Origin of the sequence: Aminobacter sp. SR38, assembly GCF_014843375.1 — a bacterium.
In the GTDB taxonomy this organism is placed as follows: domain Bacteria; phylum Pseudomonadota; class Alphaproteobacteria; order Rhizobiales; family Rhizobiaceae; genus Aminobacter; species Aminobacter ciceronei.
On sequence record NZ_CP062112.1, the window covers coordinates 736657 to 752125 of the forward strand.

12 protein-coding genes are annotated in these 15469 nt (G+C 63.3%); 5 read left to right on the forward strand and 7 right to left on the reverse strand.

From position 1 onward, the window contains the following. The first annotated feature begins 79 nt into the window (after window positions 1–79). Entirely contained in the window at window positions 80–835 is a 756-nt protein-coding gene (locus IG197_RS03730) for an arginyltransferase (protein WP_067963014.1), read from the forward strand. Between the two features lie 52 nt (window positions 836–887). Continuing rightward, a complete protein-coding gene (locus tag IG197_RS03735; RefSeq protein ID WP_083948608.1) occupies window positions 888–1784 on the forward strand; it encodes a DMT family transporter in 897 nt (298 codons plus the stop codon). Window positions 1785–1828: 44 nt separating this feature from the next. Here the strand turns inward: IG197_RS03735 and IG197_RS03740 are convergent, their stop codons facing one another. Continuing rightward, entirely contained in the window at window positions 1829–2989 is a 1161-nt protein-coding gene (locus tag IG197_RS03740; RefSeq protein WP_154385618.1) for an AI-2E family transporter, read from the reverse strand. A gap of 276 nt (window positions 2990–3265) precedes the next feature. Next, window positions 3266–5572, reverse strand: coding sequence for a DNA topoisomerase IV subunit A (gene parC / locus IG197_RS03745; protein ID WP_192317028.1), 2307 nt, complete (start codon window positions 5570–5572; stop codon window positions 3266–3268). Between the two features lie 262 nt (window positions 5573–5834). Between parC and IG197_RS03750 the strand changes: the two genes are divergently transcribed. Then, window positions 5835–7028, forward strand: a complete 1194-nt coding sequence (locus tag IG197_RS03750) for a hypothetical protein (RefSeq protein WP_067966715.1) — start codon at window positions 5835–5837, stop codon at window positions 7026–7028. A gap of 211 nt (window positions 7029–7239) precedes the next feature. Here IG197_RS03750 and aspS read toward each other — a convergent pair whose 3' ends face one another. Together aspS and IG197_RS03760 are read right to left on the reverse strand one after the other, a co-directional pair. Beyond that, window positions 7240–9030, reverse strand: a complete 1791-nt coding sequence (gene aspS / locus IG197_RS03755) for an aspartate--tRNA ligase (protein WP_067963025.1) — start codon at window positions 9028–9030, stop codon at window positions 7240–7242. Window positions 9031–9168: 138 nt separating this feature from the next. Beyond that, window positions 9169–9585, reverse strand: a complete 417-nt coding sequence (locus tag IG197_RS03760) for an N-acetyltransferase (protein ID WP_192317030.1) — start codon at window positions 9583–9585, stop codon at window positions 9169–9171. A gap of 193 nt (window positions 9586–9778) precedes the next feature. On the opposite strand from IG197_RS03760, the gene IG197_RS03765 reads away from it, so the two are divergent. Continuing rightward, the gene (locus tag IG197_RS03765; RefSeq protein ID WP_067963033.1) at window positions 9779–11023 is read left to right on the forward strand and encodes an MFS transporter; all 1245 of its coding nucleotides are present in this window, start codon (window positions 9779–9781) and stop codon (window positions 11021–11023) included. Between the two features lie 84 nt (window positions 11024–11107). Next, window positions 11108–12265 (forward strand): ribonuclease D, encoded by a 1158-nt coding sequence (rnd, locus tag IG197_RS03770; RefSeq protein ID WP_192317032.1) that lies wholly within the window; start codon window positions 11108–11110, stop codon window positions 12263–12265. An 18-nt stretch (window positions 12266–12283) separates the two neighbouring features. Here rnd and IG197_RS03775 read toward each other — a convergent pair whose 3' ends face one another. The 3 genes from IG197_RS03775 to guaB form a co-directional block, all read right to left on the reverse strand. Continuing rightward, the gene (locus tag IG197_RS03775; protein WP_192317034.1) at window positions 12284–12703 is read right to left on the reverse strand and encodes an MAPEG family protein; all 420 of its coding nucleotides are present in this window, start codon (window positions 12701–12703) and stop codon (window positions 12284–12286) included. Between the two features lie 328 nt (window positions 12704–13031). Next, the gene (locus IG197_RS03780) at window positions 13032–13607 is read right to left on the reverse strand and encodes a hypothetical protein (RefSeq protein WP_192317036.1); all 576 of its coding nucleotides are present in this window, start codon (window positions 13605–13607) and stop codon (window positions 13032–13034) included. A gap of 4 nt (window positions 13608–13611) precedes the next feature. Continuing rightward, window positions 13612–15114, reverse strand: a complete 1503-nt coding sequence (guaB, locus tag IG197_RS03785) for an IMP dehydrogenase (RefSeq protein WP_067963042.1) — start codon at window positions 15112–15114, stop codon at window positions 13612–13614. Between the last annotated feature and the right edge of the window lie 355 nt (window positions 15115–15469).

Here is a 15469-nt window from a genome sequence, read left to right on the forward strand (position 1 = left end):
CTGCCTTCACATTCATGTTGAATTTTTCGCCGGCAGCGCCAAGCTAGGGAACATTGATTGGGAGTCTTCCTGACGCTCGATGACGCAGCATCCGACCCATTCCCCTCAGTTCTTCCTGACGGCGCCGTCCCCCTGCCCCTATCTCGAGGGTCAATTCGAGCGGAAGGTCTTTACCCATCTCGTCGGTGACAAGGCCCCCGAGATGAACGACCTGCTGACGCAAGGCGGCTTCCGCCGTTCGCAGAACATCGCCTATCGCCCGGCCTGCGAGACCTGCCGCGCTTGCGTCTCGGTCCGCATCCTGGCCCAGGAATTCAAGGCCACGCGCAACATGCGCCGGGTGATCGAGCGCAACTCCGACCTCGTCGGTGCGATGCACGACGCCGAGCCCTCGACCGAGCAATATTCGCTGTTCCGTTCCTATCTCGATGCCCGCCACCGCAGGGGCGGCATGTCCGACATGACGGTGCTCGACTATGCCATGATGGTCGAGGACACCCATGTCACCACCAAGGTGATCGAATATCGCCGCCGCGGCCCCGACACCTTCATCACCGGCCAGGGCCAGGGCGAGCTGATGGCAGTGGCATTGACCGACCAGATGTCGGACGGCCTGTCGATGGTCTATTCCTACTACAATCCGGAAATGGACGAACGCTCGCTTGGCACCTTCATGATCCTCGATCATATTGCCCGCGCGCGCGCCATGGGCCTGCCCCACGTCTATCTGGGCTACTGGGTCAACGGTTCGCGCAAGATGAACTATAAGGTGCGCTTCACACCTCAGGAGCATCTCGGCATGAAGGGCTGGGAGCGCTTCGAAGGCGACATCTGAGCACGTCCGGCCCGTTTCCACGCTGCCGTCGACCATCTGGCAGGGGAAATCAGTGGCGGACACCCAATCGAACCACTCCAAGGGACTGCTGCTGACCGGCATCGGCGGACTGGCGCTGACCGTCGACATCCCGCTGATCAAGCTCGCCGACGGCAACAACTGGTCGATCCTGCTGATGCGCAGCGGCACGACCTTCATCGCCGCCATCATCATCTGGCTGGTCTGGCGCGCGCTGAGCCCGAAGGCGCCGCAGCTCATCCCAGGCCGCGCCGGCCTCCTCGTCGCCGGCCTCTACGGCATCGGCTCGATCACCTTCATCACCGCCGTCTACAACACCTCGACCGCCAATCTGGTGTTCATCCTCGCCTTCAACACGGTATTTGCCGCCGTGCTGTCGTGGATGTTTCTGCGGGAAAGGCCGCGGCCGGCAACGCTGCTGGCCATGCTGGCGATGGTCGGCGGGGTGTCGATCATCGTCGGCAGCTCGATCGGCACCGGCCACCTGTTCGGCGACCTGATGGCGGTGTGTTCGGCCTTCTGCATCGCCTCGGCCATCACCATCTCCCGCTCCAGCGGCAAGGACATGGGTTTTACCGCGCTTGTCGGCGTGCTGCTGCCGGGGCTGGTGGCGGCCTATATGGTGTCCAAGACCGGCTTCAGGGTCGATGCACCGTGGTGGATCATCTTCAACGGCGCGGTGATCATGCCGATCTCGTTCTTCTGCCTCGCCAACGGCCCGAAATACATTTCCGGGCCGGAGGTTGCGATGTTCTACCTGCTCGAGACGGTCATGGCGCCGATCTGGGTGTGGATGATCTTCGCCGAGGTGCCGACCCGCAACAGCCTGATCGGCGGGGCGATCCTGATCATCACGCTGATCGCCCACTCGGCCTGGCAATTGTCCGAGGGGCGCAGGCGCCGGGCGAGCCTGGCACGACAGCTGGCGTAGCCAGCCGGCCCTTTCAATGCCGGGACCGCAGGAACTGCCCGCCCCTAGCCGGCCTGATTGGTCGGCACGTCGTTGCGGATCGCCTCGATGCTGCGCGGCGTGTCGCTCTCAGGCAAGGCGTTGGCTGCGGCCAGCATCGCCGCTTCGTCGGTCAGCTCGACCTCGCGCAGCCATTCGCGCCAGATCGCGACAAGCAGCGCCATCAGCACCGGGCCGATGAACAGCCCGAGAAAGCCCATCGTCTTGACGCCGCCGATGAGGCCGAAAAAAGTGGGCAGGAACGGCAGCTTGATCGGCCCGCCGACAAGCTTGGGGCGCAGCGTCTTGTCGACGATGAACAGCTCGATCGAGCCCCAGGCAAACAGCGCGACACCGGCAATCGGCGAGCCGCTGGCAACCAGATAGACCGAGACGAGGGTGAACGACAAAGGCGCGCCGCCGGGGATCAGCGCCATGAAGCCGGTGAGCACGCCGAGCGTCACCGGCGACGGCACGCCGGCCACCCAATAGGCAAGGCCCAGCACCACACCCTCGCCGATGGCGATCAGCGTCATGCCGGTGACGGTGGCGCTGATGGTCTTGGGCACGACGCGCGAAATGCGCTCCCAGCGCATCGGCAGGATGCGCTCGCCGAGCCGGTCGAGTTGGCCGACGAAGGTTTCACCGTCGCGATAGGTGAAGAACAAAGCGATCAGCATGAACAGCAGCGTCAAGAGGATGCCGAAGGCGCTGCCGCCGGCAGCAAGCACGCCGCGATAGATGCTGCCGATGTTGGCGCCGCTGAGCAGTTGGGCCAGTTCGCCGATGGCGCCGGGATGGCCGACATAACGCGTCCATTGCTCGTTCAGCCACTCGCCGACAACCGGCAGGTTGTTGATCCATTGCGGCGTCGTCGCGCCGTGACGATTGGTTTCGACAGCCCAGCCAACCCAGTCGCGGATTTCGTTGACGGCGTAGGTCGCAGCAAATGAGATCGGCACGACGAGGAAGGCGATGATGAACAGCAGCGCAAGCGTGGCGCCAATGGTCCTGTTGCCGTCGACGGCGACGAGCAGCCTGCGGTAGAGCGGCCAGCTGGCGAAGGCAATGACGAGCGCTGCCAGCACCGGCACCAGGAAGCCATGGAAGAAATAGATACCCGCCGCGACGATCAGCACGAGCAGCCAGCGCGCCGCCGAAAGCGGCGGCACCAGAGCGGCACGCATCGGCTGGGCCGGGCCGAACAGCCTCTGCTCTCGCTCCGGCTTACGGGGATTGGTCACGTTCAAGAGCCTGGATCTCCTCGGCCCTGAAGTGGACCCGATTGATGCCCGGCGCGCGGTTCGGCGCCGGTGGGGAGATCATAGAGGCTATTGCGGTGCCGCGCACGAAAACTTTGCCGCACCGCACGCGTTCATTCCCTCATTCCGGCCCTCATTCCGGATTTCTTGTCCTTGCGCAATTCCCGGGAAACCCGCGGCACGGTTTCCCCAGGACTTGCGCTAGCCGAAGCGGCCGGTGCGCGGAAAGCCCTTGGGGACCATGCGTCCGGCGGTGGCGCGGGTGCCAATCCACTCGAGCAGTTCCTCGCGCGACCGGGTGAAGGTGCGCTCCGCCGAATCCAGCCAGCTCAGGCCGGCCTCCATCGTGAAGGTCTTCACGTCGAGCACGCCGCCGTCCTTGTATTTCTGGAGCCTGACGCCCTTGCCACGCGTCATCTCGGGGATCTGCTCGAGCGGGAACACCAGCATCTTGCGGTTCTCGCCGACGATGGCGAGATGATCGCCAGTCAGCGGGATGCAGCGCTTGGCTTCGTCGGGCGCCTTGACGTTCATCACCTGCTTGCCCTTGCGGGTGTTGGCGATGACCTCTTCCTCGGGCACGGTGAAGCCGTTGCCTTCATGGCTGACCAGCAGGAGCTTGCGCTTGGGCTCGTGGACGAAGGCGGTGACGATGTCCTGGTCGTTGTCCATGTCGACAATGATGCGGATCGGCTCGCCATGGCCGCGCCCGCCCGGCAGACGGTCGGCGCCGATGGTGTAGAACTTGCCGCCCGTGGTGAAGACCAGGATCTTGTCGGTGGTCTGGGCCGGGAACGCCAGCTTGAGGCTGTCGCCCTCCTTGAAGGTGAGCTGGGAATAGTCGGCCAGATGCCCCTTCATCGCGCGCAGCCAGCCCTTTTCCGAGACGACGACCGTTACCGGCTCCTTCTCGATCATGGCGTGGTGGATGTCGGTCAGGTCATGGTCCGGCGCTTCGGCAAAAACGGTACGGCGCTTGCCCAGCTCGGTCTCGGGACCGTAATGCTTGCGGACCTCGCTCACTTCCCACTTGATCGTCGCCCACTGCTTGGCATCGGACGCCAAGAGCGCCTCGATCTGCTTCTTCTCAGTGCTGAGCGCGTCATGCTCCTTGCGGATCTCGAATTCCTCGAGCTTGCGCAGCGCCCTGAGGCGCATGTTGAGGATGGCTTCGGCCTGATTGTCGGTCAGGTCCCAGCGCGCCATCATCGTGCGCTTCGGCTCATCCTCCTCGCGGATGATGCGGATCACCTCGTCGATGTTGAGGTAGGCGATCAGATAGCCGCCGAGAATCTCGAGGCGCTTTTCGATCTCGCCGAGGCGGAACTTCGAGCGGCGGACGAGCACCTCGCGCCTGTGGTCGAGCCATTCGCGCAAGACGCTCTTCAGCGACAGCACGTTCGGCACCTTGCCGCGCGACAGCACGTTCATGTTGAGCGGGAAGCGGCTTTCGAGCTCGGTGAGCTTGTAGAGCGATTCCATCAGCAGGCCCGGATCGACGGTGCGGCTCTTGGGCACCAGGACGACACGGATGTCTTCGGCCGACTCGTCGCGGATGTCTTCGAGCAGTGGCAATTTGCGGGCGATCAAAAGCTCGGCGATCTTCTCGATCAGACGCGCCTTCTGGACGCCGTAGGGGATCTCGGTGACGACAAGGTTCCAGGTGCCCCTGCCCTGGTCTTCCTGCTTCCACATCGCGCGCACGCGGAAGCCGCCGCGTCCGGTCTCATAGGCATTGACGATCACCGCCCAGTCGTCGTCGATGCTGCCGCCGGTGGGGAAATCGGGCCCACGCACCTTGCAGGCGAAACGCAGCTCCGCATCGTCCTTGATACGCTCCCACTCGCCCGGCGAGGTCATCAGGTCGGTGACCGAGGCATCGGGATTGTCGATCAGGTGAAGGGCGGCACTGCACAGCTCGGCTGCGTTGTGCGGCGGGATCGACGTCGCCATGCCGACGGCGATGCCGGACGAGCCGTTGGCGAGAAGGTTCGGAAACGCGCCCGGCAGGACGACGGGTTCTTCGTCTTCTTCGTTATAGGTAAGGCGATAGTCGACGGCGTCCTCGGTGATGCCTTCGAGCAGCGACACCGACACATCGGTCATGCGCGCTTCGGTATAGCGCATCGCGGCAGCACTATCGCCGTCGATATTGCCGAAATTGCCCTGGCCGTCGATGAGCGGGTAGCGGACCGAAAAATCCTGTGCCAGGCGCACCAGCGCGTCATAGATCGACTGGTCGCCATGCGGGTGGAACTTGCCCATGACCTCGCCGACGATGCGGGCACATTTGGCGAATCCCTGGTCGGGATTGAGCCTGAGCAGCCGCATGGCGTGCATGATGCGGCGATGGACCGGTTTCAGTCCGTCGCGAACGTCAGGCAGTGCCCGGTGCATGATGGTCGACAGCGCATAGGCAAGATAGCGCTCTTCGAGCGCCTTCTTCAGATCGACCGGTTCAATATTGTCGCCGCCACCGTTTCCGGGCGGCACAAGCCCTTTTCCCATGGCTTGGGACTAGCGGAACGGGCGATTCGCGACAAGCCTTATCGCCAAATGCAAGAGCCGTCGGCGTCGGAGTGCGACAAATCTGCCCGCTCGCTAAAGTAGCAATCACGCGATCAGGGGGTCATTCACCATTTTTGCGCGTGTTGCACTGCGGTGATTGCCTTTTGGATCGAATTGCGGCCATTGTCGTCACGTCGCCTTCTTCCGGTCCAGTTCGTGGCTGACGTAAGGCTGAATCATTTCAAAGTCTCAGGGATCTATGATGACGCAACACCGCTCTGCATTCCGCAAGCTCGCACTCACGACCTTCCTGTTCTCGCTTCCGCTCAATGCAGCGATGGCCCAGGATGCCACCGCTGTCGCCGAGCGGCTCAAGTCGGTGCTGGCCGGCCAGAGCCTGACGCTTGGCTGGAGCAGCGTCACCGGCGACGCGTCCGAAGCGGTCATCGAAGGTGCGACCATCGCCATGGACGGCGAAGGCAAGCCGCTGTCGATCGGCAAGCTCACGCTCAGCGGCATCACCGAGGAGAATCGCGGCTTCAAGATCGAAACGATCACCACCGAGCCCTACAGCCTCAACGAAGGCCCGACCAAGGTCGAGGTCAGCCCGCTGACGCTCGGCAACGTCACGCTGCCGGCCACCGACTCGACCGACATCCTGGCCTCGTTCCTGATGTATGAGACCGCCAATCTCGACACTGTCAGCGTCAAGGTCGGCGACAAGCAGGCCTTCCAGATGACCAATTTCGCAGCCGAGGTGACGCCTCCGGCCGACGGCAACGCCATGGAGTTCACCGGTTCGGCCGAAAAGTTCACCGCCGACCTGACCCTGGTGGAAGACCCGCAGTCGAAGGCTGCGATCGAGGCGCTCGGCTACCAGAACATCTCGGGCGACTTCCAGATGGAAGGCACCTGGCAGCCGACAGACGGCCGCATGGCACTGTCGAGCTACGACATCACCGTCGACAATGCCGGCACGCTCGGCATGACCTTCGACCTCGGCGGCTACACCGTGGAATTCCTGAAGTCGGTGCAGGAACTGCAGAAGAAGATGGCCGCCCAGCCGGAAGGCGCCGACAACTCGGCCCAGGGCATGGCCATGCTCGGCCTGATGCAGCAGCTGACCTTCAATGGCGCAACCGTGCGCTTCGACGACGATTCGGTGACCAACAAGGTTCTCGAATACGTCGCCAAGCAGCAGAACATGACGGCCAAGGACATTGCCAACCAGGCCAAGGCGATCGTGCCGTTCCTGATGATGGAACTGAACAATCCGGAGCTGTCGACCCAGGTGACGGCGGCCGTCACCGCCTATCTCGACGCGCCCAAGTCGATCGAGATCGCCGCCAAGCCGGCCTCGCCGGTCCCGTTCGCCCTGCTCGCCGCAAGCGGCATGTCGAACCCCAAGGACCTGCCCAAGACGCTCGGCCTGACGGTGACCGCAAACCAGGACTGATCCTGGCCGCGACATCAGAAACGCAAAAGCCCGGCAGCGATGCCGGGCTTTTTTGTTGAGCCGAAGCGTCGCTTGCGCAGATCGCCTGAGTTTCGTTCTTGGTTGCGGCAGCAAATCAGCACTGACCCGGTCGCCACAACTCGAAACGTAAAAGCCCGGCAGCGATGCCGGGCTTGTTTGTCGAGTCAAAAGAGTCGCTTGCGCGGATCGCCTAAGCCTCTTTCTTGGCCACCGCGACACGCAGCGACAGCTCGCGCAGCTGCTGCGGGGTGGCTTCCGACGGCGCGTTCATCAACAGATCCTGCGCCTGCTGGTTCATCGGGAACAAAGTCACTTCACGCAGGTTCTTGGCGCCGACGAGCAGCATGATGACGCGGTCGACGCCGGCAGCCATGCCGCCATGCGGCGGGGCACCGTACTGGAAGGCGCGGTAGAGGCCGCCGAACTGCTCCTCGACCTCCTCGCGCGTCTTGCCGGTCAGCTCGAACGCCTTGACCATCAGCTCGGGGAGCTGGTTGCGGATCGAACCGGAGGCGATTTCGAAGCCGTTGCAGACCATGTCGTACTGGTAGGCCTTGATGGTCAGCGGATCCTGGTTGTTCAGCGCATCCAGGCCGCCCTGCGGCATCGAGAACGGGTTGTGGGCGAAATCGATCTTCTTTTCTTCTTCCAGCCATTCGTAGAACGGGAAGTCGATGATCCAGCACAGCTCGAAGCGGTCGCGGTCGACGAGGTTCAGCTCCTCGCCGGCGCGGGTGCGGGCAGCACCAGCAAACGAGACGAACTTCTTGGGATCGCCGGCGACGAAGAAGGCAGCATCGCCGTCGGACAGGCCAAGCTGCTGGCGGATGGCTTCGGTGCGCTCCTCGCCGATGTTCTTGGCGATCGGGCCGGCGCCTTCGAGCTTGTCGCCTTCCTTGCGCCAGAAGATGTAGCCGAGACCCGGCTGGCCCTCGCCCTGCGCCCACGAGTTCATGCGGTCGCAGAAGGCGCGGCTGCCGCCTGTCCTGGCCGGGATCGCCCAGACCTCGACCTTCGGGTTCGAGGCGATCATGCCGGCGAACACCTTGAAGCCAGAGCCGTCGAAATGGCTGGTGACTTCCTGGATCTCGATCGGGTTGCGCAGGTCGGGCTTATCGGTGCCGTAGGTGCGCAGCGCGGTGTCATAGGGAATGCGGCGGAACTGTTGAGTTACCGGCTTGCCGTCGGCAAACTTCTCGAACACGCCGCGCATCACCGGCTCCATCGTGTTCCAGACGTCTTCCTGGGTCACGAAGCTCATTTCGAGGTCGAGCTGGTAGAATTCGCCCGGCAGGCGGTCAGCGCGCGGGTCTTCGTCGCGGAAGCAGGGCGCGATCTGGAAGTACCGGTCGAAGCCGGCGACCATCAGCAGCTGCTTGTACTGCTGCGGCGCCTGCGGCAGCGCGAAGAACTTGCCGGGATGGATGCGCGACGGCACCAGGAAGTCGCGCGCGCCTTCCGGCGACGAGGCCGTCAGGATCGGCGTCGAATATTCAGTGAAACCCTCGCCGGTCATGCGGTTGCGCATTTCGGCGATGATCTTGGTACGGGCGACGATGTTCTTGTGCAGCGTTTCGCGGCGCAGATCGAGGAAGCGGTACTTCAAGCGAATGTCTTCTGGATAGTCCGGCTCGCCGAACACCGGCAGCGGCAATTCCTTGGAGGCCGACAGAACCTCGATTTCCTGGGCAAAGACTTCGATCTCGCCGGTCGGCAGGTTGCCGTTGACGGCTTCCGCCATGCGCGCCTTGACCTCGCCGTCGACGCGGATGACCCACTCGCCGCGCACCGTCTCGGCGGCCTTGAAGGCGGGCGAATCGGGATCGGCGACGATCTGGGTCAGGCCGTAATGGTCGCGCAGGTCGATGAACAGCAGGCCGCCGTGATCTCGCACGCGATGCACCCAGCCGGACAGGCGAACGGCGGCGCCGACGTCGGATTTCCTCAATTGAGCGCAGGTGTGGCTGCGGTAACGATGCATGGCAAATTTTCCGGTTCAGGCTGTTTGGACGTCACGCCGGGGCGACAGCTGCGCCCGGGCCTAAAATTTGGCGCGAAAAGCGCATGGGTGCCCGGTTTTGTCAAGGTAAAGCGGTTTTAAGAGCGCTCAGGCGCAGGGTCAAAACCGCTTCTTCAGCCAAACCCTGGAATGTCCGGCCGGGTAATCGTCGATGCGGCCGAACTCTTCATATCCCAATCGCTTGTAGAACTCCGGCGCCTGGAACGTATACGAATCGAGGTGAACGCCGATGCAGCCGCGCTGCCGTGCCACCTCCTCGGCCCGGGCAATCAGCCGCTGGCCAAGGCCCTCGCCGCGATGAGCGCTGCTGATCCACAGCCATTCGACAAACAGCCAGGTGTATTCGGACGACCCTTTGAGGCCGCCGGCGACCGAGCCATCCTTGCCATGGGCGACGATCCAGAGATCCTGGTCGTTGTGCGGACCGGCGGTGTCGAAATTATAGGCGTTCAGCCCCTCGCCGATGAAGCGGGCCGTTTCCTCGTCGATGCTGGTGCTCACTGTCAATGTCGTCATCGCGGCCTCGTCTGTCCCTCACAATCCAGCCAGCGGTCCACTTGTCAGGGATGAACCGGGCCGCGCGCGCACGCTAGACGCTGCCGCGGCAGCGACGTTGGCGCAGTCGACGGAATATGTCGCACCAGCGGCTGTCCGGCATTGACCGATCGGGCAAACTGTAGCCACCTCAGCTTTTGTACTGCGTTGCCTGATGTCCTCCATACGCCCCCTCATCCCGCTCCTGATCACCGCCGGCATCCTGTTGGGCGGCAACGGCCTGCAAAGCACCTTGATTGCGCTGCGCGGCGCACAGGAGGGATTTACTGCCTCGACCATCGGCCTGATGGGGACCTGCTATTTCGTCGGGTTCCTGCTCGGCTGCCTGTTCATCTCACGCATCATGAAGGCCGTCGGCCACGTCCGGGCTTTCGCGGCACTCGCCGCCATCGCCGCCTCGGCAACGCTGACTTTGGTTCTCGTCATCGACCCGGTGATGTGGTCAGTGATCCGCTTTGCCACCGGCTTCTGCTTCGCCGGACTGTTCACGGTCATGGAGAGCTGGCTCAATTCAGGCGTCTCCAACCACGACCGTGCCCGAATCCTGGCGATCTACCGCATCATCGACATCGGCTCGGTGACTGGCGCGCAGTTCATGATCCCGGTCTTCGGCGCCGGCGGCTTCACCATCTTCGCCATCATGTCGATCATGATCACACTGTCGTTGGTGCCGGTCTCGCTGGGCGACCGCTCCAATCCGACACCGCCCGAAGACGTCAAGCTCGACCTCAAACGCGCCTGGCAGATTTCGCCACTCGGCAGCATCGGCTGCATCTTCGTCGGCGTCACCAACAGCGCCTTCCGCACGCTGAGCCCGATCTATGCCGAGCAGATCGGCTTGTCGGTGACCGACGTCGTCACCTTCGTCAGTGTCGGCATCATCGGCGGTGCGCTGGTCCAGTACCCGCTCGGCTACATGTCCGACCTGTGGGACCGTCGCAAGGTGCTGCTCGTCACCACTGCCGGCGCCATGGCCTCCGCGCTGATGCTGGTCTTCCTCGCCGGCAATTCGCCGCTGGCCAACTTCGTCTTCGTCTTCATCTTCGGATCGTTCGCCATGCCGCTCTATTCGCTGTCGGCAGCACATGCCAACGACCGCGCCGAAAAAGGCGAATTCGTGCTGATCAACGCGGCATTGATGCTGTTCTATTCCGTCGGTGCCATCGCGGGACCCTTCGTCGCCTCACTGGTGATGGAAAAGTTCGGCCCGCATTCGCTGTTCAGCTTCAGTGCGGCCGTCTATGTCGTGTTCGTCGCCGTCATCATCTACCGCATGGGCTCGCGCTCGCCGGTGCCGGCCGGCCACCGCGGACGCTTCATCGCCCTGTTGAGGACGTCCCCGATCTTTGCCCGGCTTGCAGGCCGAAACAGCGCTGCAAACGGCAGCGATGAGGGCTAGACTCCGTGATCGGACGTGCAAGTGCTTGACGAAAGGGCGCTCGGCTGAAATGGAAAGACAACGCGTTCTGATAAAAGCAATATTATGCATGTAATAACGACCCAGGACGAACTCGAAACCGTCATAGCCGCTCTCGAAAAGTCCAACTTCGTCACGGTAGACACCGAGTTCATTCGCGAAACCACTTTCTGGCCCGAGCTCTGCCTGATCCAGATGGCAGCGCCCGGCGTTTCCGCACTGGTCGATCCCCTGGCGCCCGACCTCGACCTCAAGCCATTCTTCCGGCTGATGGCCAATGAGGCGGTGACCAAGGTTTTCCATGCCGCCCGCCAGGACATCGAAATCATCTTCCATCTCGGCGCACTGATCCCGCACCCGGTGTTCGATACCCAGGTCGCCGCCATGGTCTGTGGCTTCGGCGACAGCGTCTCCTACGAACAGATCGTGCAGAAGATCACCGGCGGACGCATCGACAAGTCATCGCGCTTCACCGACTGGCGCCACCGCCCGCTGTCGGAAAAGCAGCTCGACTATGCGCTGGCCGACGTCACCCACCTGATCGACGTCTACAAGCATCTTGTCACCGAGCTCGAGCGCGAGAATCGCGCCCACTGGCTCAATGAAGAGATGGAGGTCCTGACCTCACGCGAGACCTACGACCCGCATCCCGAGGACGCCTGGAAGCGGCTGAAGATGCGCCTGCGCAAGCCGCAGGAACTGGCCATCGTGCAGGCAGTGGCTGCCTGGCGTGAGCGCGAGGCGCGCGAGCGCAACGTGCCGCGTGGCCGCGTGCTCAAGGACGACGCGATCTACGAAGTCGCCCAGCAGGCGCCACGCGATGCAACCGCACTTGCCCGACTGCGCACCACGCCCAAGGGCTGGGAACGTTCGTCGTCGGCGACGGCGCTGCTCACCGTCGTCAACGCGGCGCTCGAAATTCCGCGCGACCAGATGCCCAAGCTGCCCAAGACATTCCAGCCGCCGGAGGGCTCCAGTGCCGCCTCCGAGCTGCTCAAGGTCCTGCTGCGGCTCGTCTCGGAGAAGGAAGGCGTTGCCCCCAAGGTGCTCGCTTCGGGCGACGATATCGACCGTATCGCCGCAGAAGGCGAAGCTGCCGACGTCCCTGCCCTGCAGGGCTGGCGCCGTTCGGTGTTCGGCGAGGCAGCACTGAAGCTGGTGCGCGGCGAACTGGCCATCCGCTTCGACAAGCGCCGGATTTCGGTGTTCGAGGTCAACAGCTGAACGGCCTGTTCGGCGCGGTCAGACCGCGCCGGCAAGGTGCAGCGCAAACCAGATCCAGATCAGCGCGAGAAGCAGCGCGCCAAGAATGAAGGCCCTGCTGCGATACTTGACCCTGTTGGCGGTCAGGTGGAACCAGGCATGCGCATAGCGCGACGCCACGAACAGCCAGGCCAGCACCAGCGCCACATATGAAACGCCCGACGTCACATAGAGCGACAGGCAGGCGGCGTAGAACAGCACCGGCAGTTCGAACTGGTTGATGATGTTGTTGGCGGCGGTGACGCTGGATTCAGGTTCGGTGGACCGCGTCTTGAACTGATTGATCCGCGCTTCGCCGGACCGGACAGCATTCCTGCGCCTGGCCGAAAGTACGGCATAGACGATGTAGACCAGCAGGACCTGGGCAAGCATGGGCCAGAAAATCGTGGCCTGGTTCATAAGCATCCCCTGAATAAAAGCAGATAATCACAAGAATATCCGTCACAACACTTCATCTTGTTTAACGGAGAATTCACTGGCGCGGACGAGACTAGGGACGAAAAGCACAGTCCCATGATCGGCCAAACATGATGCTTCCCGCAACCGCCAACCGCTTTCAGCCGGCCCTTTCGGTCATCCAGGCCCACGAACGCACGATGCGCGAGGATTGACGGCCACGAACCGCCCGGGAGCGAAGGCACGTCACGGCTTGCTCGCCCGCTACCGAGTCACCGAGCCGGTCGAATCCGAGAAAGAAGCAGAAATGCTCGATACGGCTCTAAGCCTGTCAGCCAGCCCTGTGGCTTCCAATGTCGGCCGAATTTGATCGGTTGCGCTTCGCCGCCAGGGCAAAGGCAGCGATGACGACAACCGGCACCGCCAGCAGTGCGAACTTGGTCACGACAAGCGCCGAGACCAGCGACATCGACCTTGAGCCGGCCGATGCCGGGTCGGACAGGATGCGCGCAACGACGATGTTCTGGGCATAGTCTGATATCATATAGGGCAGCACCAGGGTCAAAGCCGTGACCGAGCGCATGGTTTCGGACAAGCTCGAAAAACGCTTGAGACGCTCGCCTGATTTCAGCATCAGGCTGACCAAAGTGGCTGACAGCAGTGCCGGGAAGATCAGATCGAAGGTCAGATAGTGCCAGACGAGAATGATCTCGGCACCCGGCCGCCCCATGGCCGCGATCCAGGCAAAACCCTCGGCCTCGGAGAAACCGAGAAAACGCAGGTCGAGCGACGGCAGGCCGCCGCTCAGGCTGCGGAAATAGAGGAACTCCAGCATCGTCATGGCGGCGAAGACCGCCGCCGTGGCGACACATAATGCGGCCGCGTGGCGCCGCAGCCGCAGCACCATCAAATCACATGCCGCCCGGATAGTTCGGGCTTTCGCGGGTGATGGTCACGTCATGCGCGTGGCTCTCGCGCAGGCCGGCGTTGGAGATGCGCACGAAGGTGGCGCGCTCGCGGAAATCGGCCAGGGTGCGACCGCCGACATAACCCATGGCAGCCTTGAGGCCGCCGGCGAGCTGGTGCAGCACACCGCCGACCGGGCCCTTGTAGGGCACCTGGCCCTCGATGCCCTCAGGCACCAGCTTGAGCGTGTCGCGCACCTCGGCCTGGAAGTAGCGGTCGGCCGAGCCGCGCGCCATGGCGCCCACCGAGCCCATGCCGCGATAGGCCTTGAACGAGCGGCCCTGGTGCAGATAGACCTCGCCCGGGCTTTCCTCGGTGCCGGCAAGCAGCGAGCCGATCATCGCAGCGCCGGCGCCAGCGGCAAGCGCCTTGGCCAGATCGCCCGAATATTTGATGCCGCCGTCGGCAATGACCGTGACGCCGGACTTCTGGGCAGCCTCGACGGCCGACATGATGGCCGAAAGCTGCGGCACGCCGACGCCTGCGACGATGCGCGTGGTGCAGATCGAGCCTGGTCCGATACCGACCTTGACGGCGTCGGCACCTGCATCGATCAGCGCCTGGGCGCCGTCGGCGGTGGCGACGTTGCCGGCCATGATGCGGACCGAGTTGGAAATCTTCTTGGCGCGGGCAACTGCGTCGAGCACGCGCTGCGAATGGCCATGCGCTGTGTCGATGACGAGCAGGTCGACGCCGGCATCGATCAGCCGTTCGGCGCGCTCGAAGCCGTCATCGCCGACGCTGGTGGCCGCTGCCGCCCTGAGGCGTCCCTGCGCATCCTTGGAAGCGTTCGGGTTGAGCTGCGACTTCTCCATATCCTTGACGGTGATGAGGCCGACGCAATTGCCATGCTTGTCGACGACGAGCAGTTTTTCGATGCGGTGCTGGTGCAGCAGGCGCTTGGCCTCGTCCTGCTCGACCGTCTCCTTGACGGTGATCAGGTTCTCGCGGGTCATCAGCTCGTAGACCTTCTGCGCCGGGTCGGAGGCAAAACGCACGTCGCGGTTGGTCAGGATGCCGACAAGACGGCCGGTCTGGTGACCGCCGGTGCCGCCATTCTCGACGACCGGAATGCCTGAAATGCCATGCGTGCGCATCAAGGTGAGCGCGTCGGCCAGCGTGGCATCCGGGCCGATGGTGACGGGATTGACCACCATGCCGGATTCGAACTTCTTGACCTGGCGGACCTGCTCGGCCTGCTCGACCGGGGTGAAATTGCGGTGGATGACGCCGATGCCGCCGGCCTGGGCCATGGCGATGGCAAGGCGCGCCTCGGTCACCGTGTCCATGGCCGCCGAAATGATCGGTACGTTGAGGTCGATATCGCCGGCAATGCGGGTGCTGATGTCGGTCTCGCCGGGCATGACCTCGGAATGGCCGGGCTGCAGCAGCACGTCGTCAAAGGTCAGCGCCAGAGCGCCGGTGGAGGATTCGATGATTTTTGCCATGGCCAACCTCGGAATGCGTGAAGGGACGCTGGAACCATTGGTATGCAGCGTCGACTCGTCTTTTCCCTTTCAGGATTGGCGGTGGCTGGTACCACGTCTTCGAAGCGATGAAAAGCGCATGATGACGGCCAATTGCACGCCGCGCAGATCGGCCGGCTTGCGCCCGGCACGACAAACATGGCGGCAAGGACGACAACGACTTCCTGTCGACACATCCGCCAACCCCGGAACGCATCGCCGAGACGATGCGTTTTGCCCGCGAGGCCGGCACCTCGAAGTATCTGGCCCTGAATTGCAAAGGGCGCTGGCTACGGACATATCAAGGCATCCGTGATAACGCTCGGTTGCGGTCGAA

Excerpts from the sequence above, each read along its gene's own strand:
- IG197_RS03730 (WP_067963014.1), top strand. The coding sequence starts at position 80 with ATGACGCAGCATCCGACCCATTCCCCTCAGTTCTTCCTGACGGCGCCG.
- IG197_RS03740 (WP_154385618.1), bottom strand. The coding sequence starts at position 2,989 with ATGCGTGCCGCTCTGGTGCCGCCGCTTTCGGCGGCGCGCTGGCTGCTC.
- parC (WP_192317028.1), bottom strand. The coding sequence starts at position 5,572 with ATGGGAAAAGGGCTTGTGCCGCCCGGAAACGGTGGCGGCGACAATATT.
- IG197_RS03750 (WP_067966715.1), top strand. The coding sequence starts at position 5,835 with ATGACGCAACACCGCTCTGCATTCCGCAAGCTCGCACTCACGACCTTC.
- aspS (WP_067963025.1), bottom strand. The coding sequence starts at position 9,030 with ATGCATCGTTACCGCAGCCACACCTGCGCTCAATTGAGGAAATCCGAC.
- IG197_RS03760 (WP_192317030.1), bottom strand. The coding sequence starts at position 9,585 with ATGACGACATTGACAGTGAGCACCAGCATCGACGAGGAAACGGCCCGC.
- IG197_RS03765 (WP_067963033.1), top strand. The coding sequence starts at position 9,779 with ATGTCCTCCATACGCCCCCTCATCCCGCTCCTGATCACCGCCGGCATC.
- rnd (WP_192317032.1), top strand. The coding sequence starts at position 11,108 with ATGCATGTAATAACGACCCAGGACGAACTCGAAACCGTCATAGCCGCT.
- IG197_RS03775 (WP_192317034.1), bottom strand. The coding sequence starts at position 12,703 with ATGAACCAGGCCACGATTTTCTGGCCCATGCTTGCCCAGGTCCTGCTG.
- IG197_RS03780 (WP_192317036.1), bottom strand. The coding sequence starts at position 13,607 with ATGGTGCTGCGGCTGCGGCGCCACGCGGCCGCATTATGTGTCGCCACG.
- guaB (WP_067963042.1), bottom strand. The coding sequence starts at position 15,114 with ATGGCAAAAATCATCGAATCCTCCACCGGCGCTCTGGCGCTGACCTTT.